Source organism: Pantoea anthophila, from assembly GCF_006494375.1.
GTDB classification, from domain to species: domain Bacteria; phylum Pseudomonadota; class Gammaproteobacteria; order Enterobacterales; family Enterobacteriaceae; genus Pantoea; species Pantoea anthophila.
On record NZ_VHIZ01000017.1, the window covers coordinates 173,203 to 189,151 of the forward strand.

General features: G+C 55.6%; 13 protein-coding genes. 1 reads left to right on the forward strand and 12 read right to left on the reverse strand.

From position 1 onward, the window contains the following. Positions 1 to 206 precede the first annotated feature (206 nt). The 12 genes from nuoL to lrhA form a co-directional block, all read right to left on the reverse strand. Positions 207 to 2,042: an NADH-quinone oxidoreductase subunit L gene (nuoL, locus tag FJW00_RS02715; RefSeq protein ID WP_140923010.1), complete on the reverse strand. Its 1,836-nt coding sequence runs from the start codon at positions 2,040 to 2,042 to the stop codon at positions 207 to 209. After that, positions 2,039 to 2,341, reverse strand: a complete 303-nt coding sequence (nuoK, locus tag FJW00_RS02720; protein WP_003854236.1) for an NADH-quinone oxidoreductase subunit NuoK — start codon at positions 2,339 to 2,341, stop codon at positions 2,039 to 2,041. The genes nuoL and nuoK overlap by 4 nt, the downstream gene beginning before the upstream one ends. Further along, entirely contained in the window at positions 2,338 to 2,889 is a 552-nt protein-coding gene (nuoJ, locus tag FJW00_RS02725) for an NADH-quinone oxidoreductase subunit J (RefSeq protein WP_009089036.1), read from the reverse strand. Before nuoJ ends, nuoK begins: the two co-directional genes overlap by 4 nt. Before the next feature lie 10 nt (positions 2,890 to 2,899). Further along, positions 2,900 to 3,442: an NADH-quinone oxidoreductase subunit NuoI gene (nuoI, locus tag FJW00_RS02730; protein WP_009089021.1), complete on the reverse strand. Its 543-nt coding sequence runs from the start codon at positions 3,440 to 3,442 to the stop codon at positions 2,900 to 2,902. A gap of 11 nt (positions 3,443 to 3,453) precedes the next feature. Next, complete coding sequence (nuoH, locus tag FJW00_RS02735) at positions 3,454 to 4,431, reverse strand: NADH-quinone oxidoreductase subunit NuoH (RefSeq protein WP_009089020.1); 978 nt, start codon at positions 4,429 to 4,431, stop codon at positions 3,454 to 3,456. Beyond that, positions 4,428 to 7,151, reverse strand: coding sequence for an NADH-quinone oxidoreductase subunit NuoG (gene nuoG, locus FJW00_RS02740; RefSeq protein WP_140923011.1), 2,724 nt, complete (start codon positions 7,149 to 7,151; stop codon positions 4,428 to 4,430). Before nuoG ends, nuoH begins: the two co-directional genes overlap by 4 nt. A gap of 112 nt (positions 7,152 to 7,263) precedes the next feature. Further along, the gene (nuoF, locus tag FJW00_RS02745) at positions 7,264 to 8,604 is read right to left on the reverse strand and encodes an NADH-quinone oxidoreductase subunit NuoF (protein ID WP_181405340.1); all 1,341 of its coding nucleotides are present in this window, start codon (positions 8,602 to 8,604) and stop codon (positions 7,264 to 7,266) included. Positions 8,605 to 8,606: 2 nt separating this feature from the next. Beyond that, positions 8,607 to 9,122, reverse strand: a complete 516-nt coding sequence (nuoE, locus tag FJW00_RS02750) for an NADH-quinone oxidoreductase subunit NuoE (RefSeq protein ID WP_009089015.1) — start codon at positions 9,120 to 9,122, stop codon at positions 8,607 to 8,609. 2 nt (positions 9,123 to 9,124) lie between these two features. After that, positions 9,125 to 10,924 carry an NADH-quinone oxidoreductase subunit C/D gene (nuoC, locus tag FJW00_RS02755; RefSeq protein ID WP_009089013.1) on the reverse strand — a complete coding sequence of 600 codons (1,800 nt, stop codon included), beginning with the start codon at positions 10,922 to 10,924 and terminating at the stop codon, positions 9,125 to 9,127. Between the two features lie 113 nt (positions 10,925 to 11,037). Beyond that, entirely contained in the window at positions 11,038 to 11,715 is a 678-nt protein-coding gene (locus FJW00_RS02760) for a NuoB/complex I 20 kDa subunit family protein (protein WP_009089012.1), read from the reverse strand. A gap of 15 nt (positions 11,716 to 11,730) precedes the next feature. Then, positions 11,731 to 12,174 carry an NADH-quinone oxidoreductase subunit A gene (locus FJW00_RS02765; RefSeq protein ID WP_071987796.1) on the reverse strand — a complete coding sequence of 148 codons (444 nt, stop codon included), beginning with the start codon at positions 12,172 to 12,174 and terminating at the stop codon, positions 11,731 to 11,733. Positions 12,175 to 12,814: 640 nt separating this feature from the next. Beyond that, positions 12,815 to 13,738 (reverse strand): transcriptional regulator LrhA, encoded by a 924-nt coding sequence (gene lrhA / locus FJW00_RS02770; RefSeq protein WP_003854247.1) that lies wholly within the window; start codon positions 13,736 to 13,738, stop codon positions 12,815 to 12,817. A gap of 961 nt (positions 13,739 to 14,699) precedes the next feature. On the opposite strand from lrhA, the gene FJW00_RS02775 reads away from it, so the two are divergent. Beyond that, positions 14,700 to 15,917: a pyridoxal phosphate-dependent aminotransferase gene (locus FJW00_RS02775; RefSeq protein WP_009089010.1), complete on the forward strand. Its 1,218-nt coding sequence runs from the start codon at positions 14,700 to 14,702 to the stop codon at positions 15,915 to 15,917. Positions 15,918 to 15,949: the final 32 nt, after the last annotated feature.

A 15,949-nucleotide genomic window follows, 5' to 3' on the forward strand; every position in this document is an offset into this window, starting at 1 on the left:
CACTTCCCTTTTCTTTGTCTTAGTTCGGGCTATCTTACTGGCCATTTTGCTTCCCGGCAGTGCTCGCAATCCTCACATACTTCAGTATGCTGCGGTTGCTGCGCGCTGGCGGAAACCAAACTGGCTGCGACGATAACGCCCTTGCTCAGGACAATTTTTGACATTCTCAATGGGCAGATTAACTAACCTGCCCCGCTCATCAATCTTTACATCACCAGCAGCAGAGCCAGCACCAGCACGGCACCCACGCTCATTGACGCAACGTACCAGCGCAGGTAGCCATTCTCACTGACGACCAGGCCTTTGTTGGCAATACGTGACAGCAGTGCAGGCAGGTTCATCAGGCCATTCAGTGGGTCGCGCTTCAGCAGCCACGCAATACCCAGGTAAGGCTTGACGAACACTTTATCGTAGAGCCAGTCGAAGCCCCAGGCGGCAAACCACCAGGTGCCGAAGAAACGGCCAGGTGCACTGTTTGCAATCCGGGTGACCAGTTCACGTTTGCCCAGCCACAGCGCGGCAGCGATCAGAATGCCGACAATCGCGACAACGCCTGAGGTGATTTCCAGTCCCACTTTGCCCGCTTCGCCGAACTCACTGGCTGGCAGGACACCCGCCAGCGGTGGCGTGATCAGCGCACCAATAAAGGTGGAGAGCAGCAGCAGCACAATCAGCGGCAGATGATGGGTAATCCCCTTACCGGCATGCGCATGAATTTTCTCTTCGCCGTGGAACACGATAAAGATCATGCGGAAGGTATAGATTGAGGTCAGGAATGCCCCGACCAGTCCGGCCACCATCAGATTGATGTGACCGTTAGCCAGTGCGCCAAACAGGATCTCATCTTTACTGTAGAAGCCCGCGGTGACCAGCGGCAGGGCCGCCAGGGCCGCGCCACCCACCAGGAAGCAGGTGTAGACCAGCGGAATACTTTTACGCAGGCCGCCCATTTTGAAGATGTTCTGCTCATGATGGCAGGCCAGAATGACCGAACCAGAAGAGAGGAACAGTAACGCTTTAAAGAAGGCGTGCGTCATCAGATGGAAAATCGCCGCATCCCACGCCTGAACACCGAGTGCCAGGAACATGTAGCCAATCTGGCTCATGGTGGAGTAAGCGAGCACGCGTTTGATATCGGTCTGTACCAGCGCAGCAAAGCCCGCCAGTACCAGGGTAATCGCCCCGACAATCCCTACCAGATGCAGCACTTCCGGCGTCAGCAGGAACAGACCGTGGCTACGGGCAATCAGGTAGACGCCCGCGGTGACCATGGTCGCGGCGTGGATCAGTGCTGAAACCGGTGTCGGACCGGCCATGGCGTCTGCCAGCCAGGTCTGCAACGGCAGCTGAGCCGATTTACCGACCGCGCCACCCAGCAGCATCAGGGTTGCCCACTGCAGCATATGGTTGTCTGCGGCAAAGTGCGCCGGTGCCAGCTCCATCATCTCACGGAAGTTCAGCGTGCCCAGCTCGTTGTAGAGGATGAACAGGCCGAATGCCAGGAAGACGTCGCCCACGCGGGTGATGATGAACGCTTTCATCGCCGCTTTGCCATTTTCCGGATTGCTGTAGTAGAAACCGATCAGCAGATAGGAGCAGAGCCCTACCCCTTCCCAGCCCAGATACATCAGCATCAGGTTATCGGCCAGCACCAGAACCACCATGCTGGCGATAAACAGGTTGGTGTAGGCGAAGAAGCGGGAGTAGCCCTCTTCACCCCGCATGTACCAGGAGGCGAACATGTGAATGAAGAAACCCACACCGGTTACCACAGACAGCATCGTCAGCGACAGGCCATCCAGCGCCAGGTTCACCTTCATGTCGAAGTTGCCGACATGCATCCAGGTCCAGAGCGACTGGGTATAAGCCTGCTGACCGTTTGCGAAGAAGTCGAAACCGATCATCGCTGTGGTCAGGGCCGCCAGGCCTACCGATCCCATACCAATCGTGGCCGACAGGTTCTCTGACCAGCGACCGCGGGAAAACGCTAACAGCAGAAAGCCGATTAGCGGAAACAAGACAGTTAAATAGAGAAGATTCATCCGCGCATCTCGCTCACAGTATCAATGTTCAGCGTCTGACGACGACGATAGAGCTGAAGCAGCAGCGCCAGACCAATACTGGCTTCCGCTGCTGCCAGGCTGATGGCCAGGATATACATAACCTGTCCGTCGGCCTGACCCCAATAGCTCCCGGCAACCACCAGGGCTAACGCGGCGGCGTTGATCATGATTTCCAGGCCAATCAGCATAAACAGCAGATTGCGGCGGATAACCAGCGACGTGAGTCCAAGGACAAACAGCACGGCAGCCAGAATCAATCCATGTTGTAACGGGATCATGCGCTCTCCTTTTTCGCCTGTGCGGCGTCAGCAGGACGGTTGCTCAGGACTTCACCCTGGCGCTCTTCACGACCGATATGGAAGGCCACGACCAGACCGGCCAGCAGCAGCATCGACGCCAGCTCTACCGCGAGGACGTATGGACCAAACAGGCTGATGCCGACCGCTTTAGCGTCGATAATCGTGCCGTCAATACCCTGGTCATTAGCGGTCAGGATGGCGTAGACCATCACCACCAGCAGCAGCAGCGACACCAGGCCCGGACCGATCCAGAGTGAGGGGCTGAGCCACTCACGCTCCTGTTTCTGCGTCTGTTTGCCCAGGTTCAGCATCATCACAACGAAGACGAAGAGCACCATAATTGCGCCGGCATAGACGATGATCTCCAGCGCACCCGCAAAATAGGCTCCCATTGAGAAGAAGACGCCGGCGATCGATAACAGCGAAACGATCAGGTACAGCAACGCATGTACCGGATTAGTGTGGGTAATGACGCGCAACGTCGTCAGCACCGCCACCAGTCCGCAAAGATAAAACGCAAATTCCATGCCTTGCTCCTTAAGGTAATAAGCCTTTGACGTCGATTGGCTTCGCTTCGTTTTCCGCTTCGCCTTTATCTTTACCGTCAATCGCCATACCTGCCATGCGGTAGAAGTTGTACTCCGGATATTTACCCGGTCCCGAAATCAGCAGATCGTCCTTTTCATACACCAGATCCTGACGCTTAAACTCGCCCAGTTCAAAATCGGGCGTCAGCTGAATCGCGGTAGTCGGACAGGCTTCTTCACACATGCCGCAGAAGATGCAGCGTGAGAAGTTGATGCGGAAGAACTCCGGATACCAGCGGCCATCTTTGGTTTCCGCTTTCTGCAGCGAAATACAGCCCACCGGACAGGCAACCGCACACAGGTTACAGGCCACGCAACGCTCTGCCCCATCCGGATCGCGCGTCAACACGATACGGCCACGATAGCGAGGTGGCAGATAAACCGGCTCTTCCGGGTACATCTGCGTTTCACGTTTGGCAAAGGCGTGCAGCCCTATCAGCCAGATACTGCGAACTGTCGTGCCAAAACCGACGACAATATCTTTCAAAGTCATTTGTTAACCCCTTACGACGCTGTGTAGAGAATCACTGCGGCAGTCGCCAGCAGGTTCAGCAGCGTCAACGGCAGACACACTTTCCAGCCGAATGACAGCACCTGGTCGTAGCGTGGACGCGGAAGCGCGGCGCGGATCAGGATGAACATCATCATAAAGAACGCCGTTTTCAGGGCGAACCAGATGAACGGCGGCAGGAAGGGTCCATGCCAGCCACCAAAGAACAGCGTAACGATCAGGGCGGAGACCGTGGTAATCGCCACATACTCGCCGACGAAGAACAGGCCGAACTTCATCCCGGCGTATTCAATGTGATAACCGTCAGCCAGTTCCTGTTCCGCTTCTGGCTGGTCAAAGGGATGACGGTGACACACCGCCACACCTGCAATACAGAAGGTCACAAAACCGAAGAACTGCGGGATGATGTTCCAGAGATGCGTCTGGCTGTTAACGATGTCGTTCATATTGAACGAGCCCGCCTGCGCCACCACGCCCATCAGCGACAGCCCCAGAAACACTTCATAGCTCAGGGTCTGCGCCGAGGCGCGCATCGCACCCAGCAGCGAGTATTTGTTGTTACTCGACCAGCCGGCAAACAGCACCGCATAGACCGCCAGACCTGCCATCATCAGGAAGAAGAGCAGACCGATGTTCAGGTCGGTCACCATCCAGGTCGGTGAAACCGGCACGATAGCAAAGGCCAGCAGCAGCGAAACAAAGGCGATAACCGGTGCCAGAGTAAAGATAAAGCGGTCGGTAAACGGCGGGACCCAGTCCTCTTTAAAGAACATTTTGATCATGTCCGCCACCAGCTGCAGTGACCCACCCCAGCCTACGCGGTTCGGTCCGTAACGGTTCTGGAACAGGCCGAGCAGACGACGCTCGGCGAAGCTCATGAACGCGCCGCAGGCCACGACCACCAGCAGAATGACGATGGCTTTAACAATGGCCAGCAGAATGTCGATAACGTCCGGTGTTAACCAGCTCATTGCGCCGCCTCCTGCAGAGTGTCGATTTTACCGTTCGCCAGGAACGGCGGAACGCCTGGCATGCCCAGCGGCAGACCAATCTGTCCCGCCTGCAGTGACGCCGAGAAACGCACCGGCAGACGCACGGTCTCACCGGCACAGCTGAACTCGACGGCTGCGCCATCGTTGACGCCCAGCTTCGCCGCATCGTCCGGGTTGATCACCAGAGCAGGCTGCGCCATACGCTGCTGGAAAACCGGGGAACGCTGCGACATCTCCTCACTACCAAACAGCTGGTAGCACGGCGCCACACGCCACTGCCCTTCACTGACAAAGGCGTGAGGGACACGGGTAAACCAGGGTAACTGACCGGCGCTGGCTTCAAACAGGCGCACGCCCGGATCGCCATGACGCAGTTTGCCGCCCACTTCGGCCTGGAATTTGTTCCACGCCTGAGGGGAGTTCCAGCCCGGTGCCCAGGCAAACGGGATCTGAGAACGCGGGGCCGACGGCTGGTTGTTCCCTTCCATCGAGAAGGCAAACATTGTGTCCTGATCCTGCGGCTGACGCGGTTCGTGGACGCTGATGTTGGCGCGTGCGGCGGTACGACCACTCGCACGGATCGGCGAACGTGACAGTTTCTGGCCCCGGATACGGAAGCTGGCGTCAGGCGCCGCCTCTTTGATGCCGGCCAGCTGCGGCAGACGGGTAACCACGGCATCGATAACGTGATCGAGCTGGGTCCAGTCCACGTGACGGCTTTCCAGGGTGCTGTGCAGCGAGTGCAGCCAGCGCCAGCTCTCCAGCATCACGACGCTGTTGTCGTAATAAGCGGGATCGTAAACCTGGAAGAAACGCTGCGCGCGGCCTTCATGGTTAACAGAGGTACCATCGCTTTCGGCGAAGCTCGCAGTCGATAAGACCAGACCCGCCTTCTCCACGGTCGCGGTGCGCTGATGATCCACCACGATCACGTTCGTGGTCTGAGCCAGCGCCGCATCCACCAGCGCTTTTGGCGCATGGCGATAGAGATCGTTTTCCAGCACCACCAGCGCGTCGGCTTCACCGCCTGACAGCTGCTCCAGCGCGTGCTCCAGTGGATTGCCGCCGATCAGGCCAAGTCCGACACTGTTGGCGTGGCCGGCCAGCAAGGTAATGCCGACATCGGCACCGCGTGCCTTCAGGGCTTTGGCGACGTTTGCGGCGGCTTCAATCATGGCGCTGCTGCCGGAATGGGTACCGGAGATGATTAAAGGCTTTTTCGCACCCGCCAGTGCCTGAACCACCACATCCATTCTGGCGCTGAGTGCGCTGTCGAAATCGGTCACCGCAGGCGCAGATTCATCCAGCGCACTGGCGATGGCGAAACCGAGACGCGCCTGATCCTCAACCGGCGCACGATAGCTCCATGCGGCGATATCATCCAGACGGGTTTCATCAACGTGGGTGACAAACAGCGGATGTTTCGCATGCTGACCGATGTTCAGGATCGCGGCGATCTGCCAGTCTGCCACCTTCTGTGCCGCGGCCATATCACGCGCTTTGCCTTTCACCGCCTGACGGACGGAGAGCGCCACACGTGCGCCGACCTGGGTCAGATCTTCACCCAGCACCAGCACCGCATCGTAGCTTTCAATCTCACGCAGCGAAGGGGTGTAAATCCCCCCCTCACGCAGCACTTTCAGCATCAGTTCAAGCCGGGCCTGCTCAGCTGCCGGTATACCGGTTGAGAAGTTCTCCGCCCCGACCAGTTCACGCAGGGCAAAGTTACTTTCAACGCTGGCGCGCGGTGAGCCGATACCGATCACTTTCTTCGCCTGGCGCAGCAAATCAGCCCCGGCGTTAACCGCCTGTTCGGCGTTCAGCGTCACCCAGTCGTTGCCACGCAGCAGCATCGGCTGACGCGGACGATCTTTACGGTTCACATAGCCATAGCCAAAGCGGCCGCGGTCACAGAGGAAGTAGTGGTTAACGGTGCCGTTGTAACGGTTTTCGATACGGCGCAACTCACCATAACGTTCACCCGGGCTGGTGTTACAGCCCACGCTGCACTGCTGGCAGATGCTCGGCGCGAACTGCATATCCCATTTACGGTTATAGCGTTCGGAGTGTGTTTTGTCGGTGAACACGCCGGTCGGGCAGATTTCGACCAGGTTACCGGAGAATTCGCTTTCCAGCGTGCCATCTTCCGGGCGACCGAAGTAGACGTTGTCATGTGCGCCGTAGACGCCCAGATCTTTGCCATCGGCATAATCTTTGTAGTAACGCACGCAGCGATAGCAGGCGATACAGCGGTTCATCTCGTGGGAGATGAAGGGGCCGAGATCCTGATTACGGTGGGTGCGCTTGGTGAAGCGATAGCGGCGGAAGCTGTGGCCGGTCATCACTGTCATATCCTGCAGGTGACAGTTACCGCCCTCTTCACACACCGGACAGTCGTGTGGGTGGTTGGTCATCAGCCACTCCACCACGCTTTCGCGGAACTCTTTCGCTTCGCCATCGTCGATGGAGATAAATGTGCCGTCAGAGGCCGGCGTCATGCAGGACATGACGAGACGACCGCGGGTATCTTCGGCATTCTGGAATTGCTTTACCGCACACTGGCGGCAGGCCCCGACGCTTCCCAGCGCCGGATGCCAGCAAAAGTAAGGAATATCAAGGCCCAGAGAGAGACACGCCTGTAGCAGGTTGTCCGCTCCGTTCACATCATACTCTTTACCGTCTACATGAATTGTAGCCATAGTGACATGCTTCCGTAAGGCTCGTCAGAGACGAGCGTTAATCATATTCTTGCCCCGACGCACGACATTGTCGGGGCGGCGGCACCAGGCCTGTTCCGTGTGCGGCGGCGAATTACCAGCGCGCTTTCAGCAGGTTTGGCTGGATCCCGCCAATGGAGCGGGTATTGCCAAAGACCTGCGGCGCCATGCCGGCTTCAAACTCTTCACGGAAATATTTAATCGCACTCTGCAGCGGCTCGACCGCACCCGGGGCATGCGCACAGAAGGTTTTACCCGGACCGAGCTGACGGCAGAGTTGCAGCAGGGTTTCGATATCCCCTGGCTGCCCCTGCTTCTGCTCGAGCGCGCGCAGAATTTTTACGCTCCACGGCAGACCGTCACGGCACGGCGTACACCAGCCGCACGACTCACGGGCAAAGAACTCTTCCAGGTTGCGAACCAGCGAGACCATATTGATTTCATGGTCGACGGCCATCGCCAGGGCGGTGCCCAGTCGGCTGCCTGCTTTACCGATGCTGGCAAATTCCATCGGCAGATCCAGATGCTGCTCTGTCAGGAAGTCGGTGCCTGCGCCACCGGGCTGCCAGGCTTTGAACTTCAGTCCATCGCGCATGCCGCCCGCGTAATCTTCGAGGATTTCACGCGCGGTAATGCCAAATGGCAGTTCCCAGACGCCAGGGTTTTTAACCCGCCCGGAGAAGCCCATCATTTTGGTACCGGCATCTTCACTTTTTGAGATGCTCTTGTACCACTCCACGCCGTTGGCCAGGATCGCCGGGACGTTAGAGAGGGTTTCCACGTTGTTCACGCAGGTCGGCTTGCCCCACGCACCGGCACTCGCCGGGAAGGGCGGTTTGGACCGCGGGTTAGCACGGCGGCCTTCCAGAGAGTTAATCAGCGCCGTCTCTTCGCCACAGATATAACGTCCTGCGCCGGTGTGGACGATCAGCTCAAAGTCGAAGCCGGTGCCAAGAATATTTTTGCCGAGAAAGCCCGCTTCGGTCGCTTCGGCAATCGCGCGGCGCAGATGCACCGCCGCTTCAATATATTCACCACGCAGGAAGATGTAGCCACGGTAAGCCTTGAGAGCGAAGGCGCTGATCAGCATCCCCTCGACCAGCTGGTGCGGCATCTGCTCCATCAGCAGGCGGTCTTTATAGGTGCCCGGCTCCATCTCATCGGCGTTACACAGCAGGTAACGGATGTTCATCGACTCATCTTTCGGCATCAGGCTCCACTTCAGCCCGGTCGAGAAGCCTGCACCGCCGCGCCCTTTCAGGCCGGAATCTTTGACTGCCGCGACGATCTCATCCTGCGACATGGTTTTCAGCGCTTTTTCCGCACCGGCATAGCCGTTTTTACTGCGGTATTCGTCCAGCCAGACCGGCTGCTTGTCGTCGCGCATCCGCCAGGTCAGCGGGTGAGTTTCAGCAGTACGAATGATCTGTTTGATTGTCATTGATACTGCTCCAGCAAAGAGGGAATGCCTTCCGGCGTCAGATGAACATGGGTATCTTCGTCCACCATCATGGTCGGCCCTTTATCGCAGTTCCCCAGGCAGCAGGTCGGCAGCAGCGTAAAGCGGCCATCAGCCGTGGTCTGGCCCGGTTTGATATTCAGCTGCTGCTCCAGTGCGGCCTGGATGCCCTGATAGCCAGTGATGTGACAGACCACGCTGTCGCAGTAACGGATCACATGACGCCCTACCGGCTGACGGAAGATCTGGCTGTAGAATGTCGCCACACCCTCAACATCACTCGCCGGAATCCCGAGGACGTCGGCGATCGCGTTGATGGCACCATCCGGTACCCAGCCACGCTGTTTCTGCACGATCTTCAGCGCTTCAATGGAGGCTGCACGCGCATCTTCATAGTGGTGTTTTTCGTGCTCAATGGCGTGATGCTCTTCCGCGCTCAGCACGAAGACCTCATCAGGGTCGATCGTTTTAATGGCAATGTGTTGATCGTGCATAATTAGCGGTCCACGTCTGACATAACAAAATCGATACTGCCCAGGTAAACAATCAGGTCGGATACCAGGCTGCCACGGATTACCGAAGGAATCTGCTGCAGATGCGGGAAGCTCGGCGTACGCACACGGGTGCGGTAGCTCATGGTGCTGCCGTCGCTGGTCAGGTAGTAGCTGTTGATCCCTTTCGTCGCTTCAATCATCTGGAAAGATTCATTGGCTGGCATCACCGGCCCCCACGACACCTGCAGGAAGTGTGTGATCAGCGTTTCGATGTGCTGCAGCGTGCGCTCTTTCGGTGGCGGCGTGGTCAGCGGGTGATCTGCTTTGAACGGTCCCTCTGGCATGTTGTTGAGGCACTGCTCAAGGATGCGCAGCGACTGCCACATCTCTTCCATCTTCAGCTGGACACGGCTGTAAGCATCGCTGACGCCGGAGCCGACCGGGATCTCAAAATCGAAGTTTTCGTAGCCAGAGTAAGGACGCCATTTGCGCACATCAAAGTCGAGACCGGTGGCACGCAGACCGGCACCGGTGGTGCCCCACGCCAGCGCCTCTTCCATGTTGTAAGCGGCCACGCCTTTGGAACGGCCAACCAGCACGCTGTTGCGCAGTGCGGCTTTGTCATACTCCTTCAGGCGTTTCGGCATCCAGTCCAGGAAGTCACGCAGCAGACGTTCCCAGCCGCGCGGCAGATCGTGGGCAACCCCGCCGATGCGGAACCAGGCCGGGTGCATACGGAAGCCGGTAATGGCTTCAACCACGTCATAAATTTTCTGGCGATCGGTAAAGGCGAAGAACACCGGTGTCATCGCACCGACGTCCTGAATAAAGGTCGAGATATAGAGAAGATGACTGTTAATGCGGAACAGCTCAGAGAGCATCACGCGGATCACGTTTACGCGATCGGGCACCACGATCCCGGCCAGTTTCTCAACGGCCAGCACATACGGCATTTCATTGACGCAGCCGCCCAGGTATTCGATACGGTCAGTGTAGGGAATGTAGCTGTGCCAGGACTGACGCTCGCCCATCTTTTCGGCACCACGATGGTGATAGCCGATGTCAGGTACGCAGTCGACAATCTCCTCGCCATCCAGCTGCAGGATGATGCGGAACGCACCGTGCGCTGACGGGTGGTTAGGCCCAAGGTTGAGGAACATAAAATCTTCGTTGGTGGTGCTGCGCTTCATGCCCCAGTCTTCAGGCTTAAAGGTCAGCGCCTCCATCTCTAAATCTTCTTTCTGCTTCGTCAGCGTGAAAGGATCGAACTCCGTGGCGCGCGCCGGATAATCTTTGCGCAGCGGATGGCCTTCCCACGTGGGGGGCATCATGATGCGCGTCAGATGCGGGTGCCCATCAAAGGTGACGCCAAACATCTCCCAGGTTTCACGCTCATACCAGTTGGCATTCGGGAAAAGCCGGGTAAGCGTCGGCAGATGCATATCGTTTTCAGATAAGGCCACCTTGAGCATGATGTCACGATTGCGTTCAATCGACAGCAGGTGGTAGAAAACGGAGAAATCCGCAGCAGGCAGGCCTGCACGGTGGGTACGTAAACGCTCATCCACACCATGCAGGTCATACAGCATGACGTAAGGCTTCGGCAATTTACGCAGGAACTCGGTAATTTCCAGTATCTGTTCACGCTTTACCCAGACAACCGGAATACCGGTACGGGTAGGCTGAACAGTGAAGGCGTCCGGCCCAAAACGGTTACGCAACTCGCCGATCACCGGATCGTCCAGGTGATCACGGGTTTGCCATAGCGGCTGAGCGAGATCTTGCGTGGTCAAATCTGTCATACGTTACTCACCATTCCGGCCTGATCTCAGGCACTCAAATGAAGGCGTCAGGATGGGGCCATGCATTAAATTGTGATGTTCTGCTGCAGGCGCGATTTTCCATCCGTACGGTTTTAGACTTCGTCCGGGCTGCGCAGGTTAGTGACGGCGATGCGCTCGCCGCGCTTTCTTTCCCGCTCGGATTGCATGTTGGCGCGATAAACGCCCTGATCGCCGACAACCCATGAGAGAGGACGGCGCTCTTTACCGATCGACTCCTGCAGCAGCAGCAGTGCCTGCATATAGGCTTCAGGACGAGGCGGGCAGCCAGGAATGTACACATCAACCGGCAGGAACTTATCTACGCCCTGCACAACAGAATAGATGTCATACATGCCGCCGGAGTTGGCGCAGGCACCCATGGAAATGACCCATTTTGGCTCCAGCATCTGATCGTACAAACGCTGAATGACCGGGGCCATTTTGGTGAAGGGGGTTCCGGCAATGACCATGAAGTCAGCCTGACGTGGCGAGGCACGCATAACCTCCGCGCCGAAACGGGCCACGTCGTGCACGGCCGTGAACGACGTTGTCATCTCTACATAACAGCAGGAGAGACCAAAGTTGTAGGGCCAGAGGGAGTTTTTACGTCCCCAGTTCACCATGTCATGCAGGGCATTTTCGAGTTTGCCCATGTAGACGCTGCGATGAACGTGCTGCTCCAGCGGATCGCTGACGATTTCCTGCTTTTGCAGAGGATAACGGTCGTTCTCACCACCGTTCGGGTCTATGCGGGTGAGCGTATAGTCCATCTTATTGCCTCTCTTTTACTGCTTGTGAGGTTTGGTGTGGCTGACCGTAGTGGTTTTCACCACTACGCGACGGCGGGCAGGCGCCCAGTCCAGCGCGCCGATGCGCACCAGATAGACCAGCCCCGCCAGGAGCACCAAAATGAAAATTGCGGCTTCCGCAAAGCCGATCCATCCGCTTTCACGGATTGAGGTCGCCCATGCGTATAAAAAGAGGGCTTCGACGTCGAAAATGACGAAAAACATCGCAACCAGATAAAATTTCGCCGAGAGGCGGATATGGGTATCACCAACGGATTCGATGCCCGATTCGAATGGCGTGTCTTTGTAGCGGGCGCGTGCTTTGCCGCCGAGCAGCCATCCTCCGGTCAGCATGAAAGCACACAGGCCAAAGGCAATAACGATAAATACGATAAACGCCCAGTGCTGAGCGATGATTTCGGTGGTAGTTGACATACTCATTGCTTACTCATCAAAAGTGGCGCTGGCATCCTGCACGCGTTTCCCGCAGCAAACTGACCACATCGATTCAAGGGAAGGGTAAAAACCTTTTAAACGTCGCTGTTATTTGTCAATAAGCAGCAATTTTATGGGGTTTTTTACTCCTTTCTATAACCTTTTGTCAACTTTGACAAAAGTATCCAAACATTATTTCACACCTGCATCATATTATTAACAAATGATGCCCCGCTTTCCAGCTAAATCGCTTCAGTCTGTAGGGTTAATTTTAGTGTAGCGGGTATTCACACGCATGGATCGTGCATTTAACAATCATATTTTGACAGGTCTCACGCTGTTTTCCTTCCCCTTACCAGGGGTATTTTCTTGATCAGGAACACAGTTTTGCCCTTTTTGCCGCAATTTTATCCACCTCAAATGAGACATCATGGAACAAAATAGCGGGTTTATGACTGGCAGGTTTCAGTAGAGAGCAGTGTGAGACCGAACAGGATGTAAATCAGCGGGACAGGACGTGTGCGGATGGGCGTCTGAAGTGCATCAGACAAAAAAAAGCCTCTCGTCCGGTTCGGAAATCGAGAGGCGATTTATAAGCGTTTATTAAGACAGTCACGCTGGCATGGAGTGCAATACGTAAGCGAAACTACTCTTCGTCATCCAGCAACAATGCACCATCGGGATTATTGCTCAGATTGTAAGGATCGTTGGTGGACTGCATGGCATTGAAGATCGCCAGTGCCAGTTCGTTATCGCTATCCGGATTGCGGCACAGCAGGTATTGCGTATCCGGCAGCACCGGCAGCCCTTCCGCCGCACCCATCACACGCAGTTCCGGACTCATCATCTCCACCGGACGGGCTGTTACACCCAGACCCGCTTTTACCGCGGCGCGTACGGCAGCCAGGGTTGAAGCGACATAGGAGATCCGCCACGGAATACCGGCTTCGTTAAGATGGTCGATGGCCATATCGCGATAAGGACTTGGCTCATCCAGCAGCACCAGTGGAATGGCTTCACCACGCTGGAAGATATAATCCGCAGCGCAGTACCATAAAGTCGGTGATGTCCGCAGCACCTGATAGGTGAAATTACCTGGGCTGGAGGTCGTCACAACCAGGTCCACTTCACCCTGGTTGAGCATTTCCATCATGAAAGGATTACGTTTAACCCGCACATCGATAGCCAGCTTCGGATACACCGAGGTCACACGGTTCAGCAGGAATGGCAGGATCGTGTCTGAGGTGTCATCAGAGGCACCGATAGTCAGTACGCCCTGAATGTTGCTGTACATCAGTGAGGTGCAGGCTTCGTCATTAAAACGCAGAATTTTTCTGGCATAGCCCAGAAGCTGAATTCCATGCTCTGTTAACAGTTTGTTACGTCCATGTCTGGCAAACAGCTCTTTACCTACCAATTGTTCCAGACGTTGCATCTGCTGACTGACTGCTGACTGGGTTCTGCAGACCGCTGCAGCGGCGGCTGCAAAGGTATTCAAATCCGCAACGGCAACGAAAGTTCTCAGCAGATCGAGGTCGAGATTCAGTATCGGACGATTTGCATTAGTCATGTTTTTTTCTTCACTTATAAGATTTTACGAACTACTACCCTGGTGTTATTACAAGCTTATCAAAGTGATAAGCAGTAATGGTGCTTAATGACAGTCCTGTGTGAAGACTGGCACAAAAAATCTCTTGTGCGGATTCCGCACGGCTCACTCACCTGATGGGTCATACGCTGTCGTGAAAAAGACCACGTCTGAACCGAAAGCGCGGGGCGCGCGAATGCAGGAAGCTGCGTCATAATCGTGATCCTGCCGAAAAGAACCGGACAGGACGAAATTCACACTTTACGGGCTGGCGGGACAAAGCGGTAAAGTGCATTAAATAATAAATTATACTTAATCATTTTTGACTTCAAAATGGAAATGATTTTGTGAAAAGCGCTGTAAATTTTGCGGCAAAGGCATTTCCAGACCCTTATGCCACATTATTGATCACTTTTTAAGCCTTCATCGCTCTGAAATTTAGTGAGAAACTGTTAACTGCTGCCCACAATAGTTCAATCTGATGCCTCTTTTACCCTCTGCTTTTGGACCTTTTCCGGCGATCACAACACCTTAAACCGGATACTCTTAAGCAGCGTTAAGGCGTAAGTATTAACGAGGCCGCAAAATCGTCCACAAAATGAGCATTCATAAAATATCCTTTAACTATTTCTCCTGGGGTATATTTCCGCGGCGGAAAAATGACCGCTTCAGATTATTTACGGTCCGCTTTGAGAAAACGCGCACCGCAGCCCCGCCCCTGCCACGCTATTTATCAGATTAAAAACCTGACCTTAACCTTATTTATGGTTTTATTGACCAGACAAAGTCGTGGTAAATAATTTTTACGCTACACGCCGGGCAAAAAGGTGTTGAACCCGCCAAAACCGGACGGCACCCTTCTTTTGTTATCCTGAGGAGAGTACATTGTGCTGGTTTGATTTCTGTGGCAGCCAAAAGGATTCTGCCCATTAAGGCGGTAACAATGACTTTTCAAATTGATAAATCCGGGAAACTCGACAATGTCTGCTACGACATCCGTGGTCCGGTACTGAAAGAGGCAAAACGCCTCGAAGAAGAAGGCAACAAAGTTCTTAAGCTGAACATCGGCAACCCGGCGCCTTTCGGCTTTGAAGCGCCGGACGAGATTCTGGTCGATGTGATTCGTAATCTTCCCAGCGCCCAGGGCTATTGCGACTCCAAGGGCCTCTACTCTGCCCGCAAAGCGATCATGCAGCACTACCAGGCGCGCGACATGCGCGACGTCACGGTAGAAGATATCTACATTGGCAACGGTGTGTCAGAACTGATCGTGCAGGCGATGCAGGCGTTACTGAACAGCGGTGACGAAATGCTGGTTCCGGCTCCCGACTATCCGTTATGGACGGCGGCCGTCTCCCTCTCCAGCGGTAAAGCGGTGCACTATCTTTGTGATGAGTCCGCAGGCTGGTTCCCCGACCTGGATGACATCCGCAGCAAGATTACGCCCCGCACCCGCGGCATCGTCATTATCAACCCGAATAACCCGACCGGCGCGGTCTACAGCAAAGAGCTGCTGCTGGAAGTGGTTGAGATTGCCCGTCAGCATAACCTGATCATTTTTGCCGACGAGATCTACGACAAAATCCTCTATGATGAGGCACAACATCACAGCATCGCCGCGCTGGCACCGGATCTGCTGACCGTGACCTTTAACGGCCTCTCTAAAACCTATCGCGTGGCCGGTTTCCGTCAGGGCTGGATGGTGCTGAACGGGCCGAAGAAACATGCTAAAGGCTACATCGAAGGGCTGGAGATGCTCGCGTCTATGCGTCTCTGTGCCAACGTGCCGGCGCAGCATGCGATTCAGACGGCACTGGGCGGTTACCAGAGCATCAGCGAATTTATCATGCCTGGCGGACGTCTCTACGAGCAGCGTCAGCGCGCCTGGGAACTGATTAACGATATTCCGGGCGTCAGCTGTGTGAAGCCACAGGGCGCGCTCTATATGTTTCCAAAAATCGATGCTAAAAAATTCAACATCTTCGACGATCAGAAGATGGTGCTGGATTTCCTGCTGCAGGAGAAAGTCCTGCTGGTTCAGGGCAGCGCATTTAACTGGCCCTCGCCCGACCACCTGCGCATCGTCACGCTGCCGCGCGTGGACGATCTGGAAATGGCCATCAATAAATTTGGCCGTTTCCTGCAAGGCTATCGTCAGTAATCCCGCCCGCGTATACTGAAGCTATTTGGGGA

Excerpts from the sequence above, each read along its gene's own strand:
- nuoL (WP_140923010.1), bottom strand. The coding sequence starts at position 2,042 with ATGAATCTTCTCTATTTAACTGTCTTGTTTCCGCTAATCGGCTTTCTG.
- nuoK (WP_003854236.1), bottom strand. The coding sequence starts at position 2,341 with ATGATCCCGTTACAACATGGATTGATTCTGGCTGCCGTGCTGTTTGTC.
- nuoJ (WP_009089036.1), bottom strand. The coding sequence starts at position 2,889 with ATGGAATTTGCGTTTTATCTTTGCGGACTGGTGGCGGTGCTGACGACG.
- nuoI (WP_009089021.1), bottom strand. The coding sequence starts at position 3,442 with ATGACTTTGAAAGATATTGTCGTCGGTTTTGGCACGACAGTTCGCAGT.
- nuoH (WP_009089020.1), bottom strand. The coding sequence starts at position 4,431 with ATGAGCTGGTTAACACCGGACGTTATCGACATTCTGCTGGCCATTGTT.
- nuoG (WP_140923011.1), bottom strand. The coding sequence starts at position 7,151 with ATGGCTACAATTCATGTAGACGGTAAAGAGTATGATGTGAACGGAGCG.
- nuoE (WP_009089015.1), bottom strand. The coding sequence starts at position 9,122 with ATGCACGATCAACACATTGCCATTAAAACGATCGACCCTGATGAGGTC.
- nuoC (WP_009089013.1), bottom strand. The coding sequence starts at position 10,924 with ATGACAGATTTGACCACGCAAGATCTCGCTCAGCCGCTATGGCAAACC.
- FJW00_RS02760 (WP_009089012.1), bottom strand. The coding sequence starts at position 11,715 with ATGGACTATACGCTCACCCGCATAGACCCGAACGGTGGTGAGAACGAC.
- FJW00_RS02765 (WP_071987796.1), bottom strand. The coding sequence starts at position 12,174 with ATGAGTATGTCAACTACCACCGAAATCATCGCTCAGCACTGGGCGTTT.
- lrhA (WP_003854247.1), bottom strand. The coding sequence starts at position 13,738 with ATGACTAATGCAAATCGTCCGATACTGAATCTCGACCTCGATCTGCTG.
- FJW00_RS02775 (WP_009089010.1), top strand. The coding sequence starts at position 14,700 with ATGACTTTTCAAATTGATAAATCCGGGAAACTCGACAATGTCTGCTAC.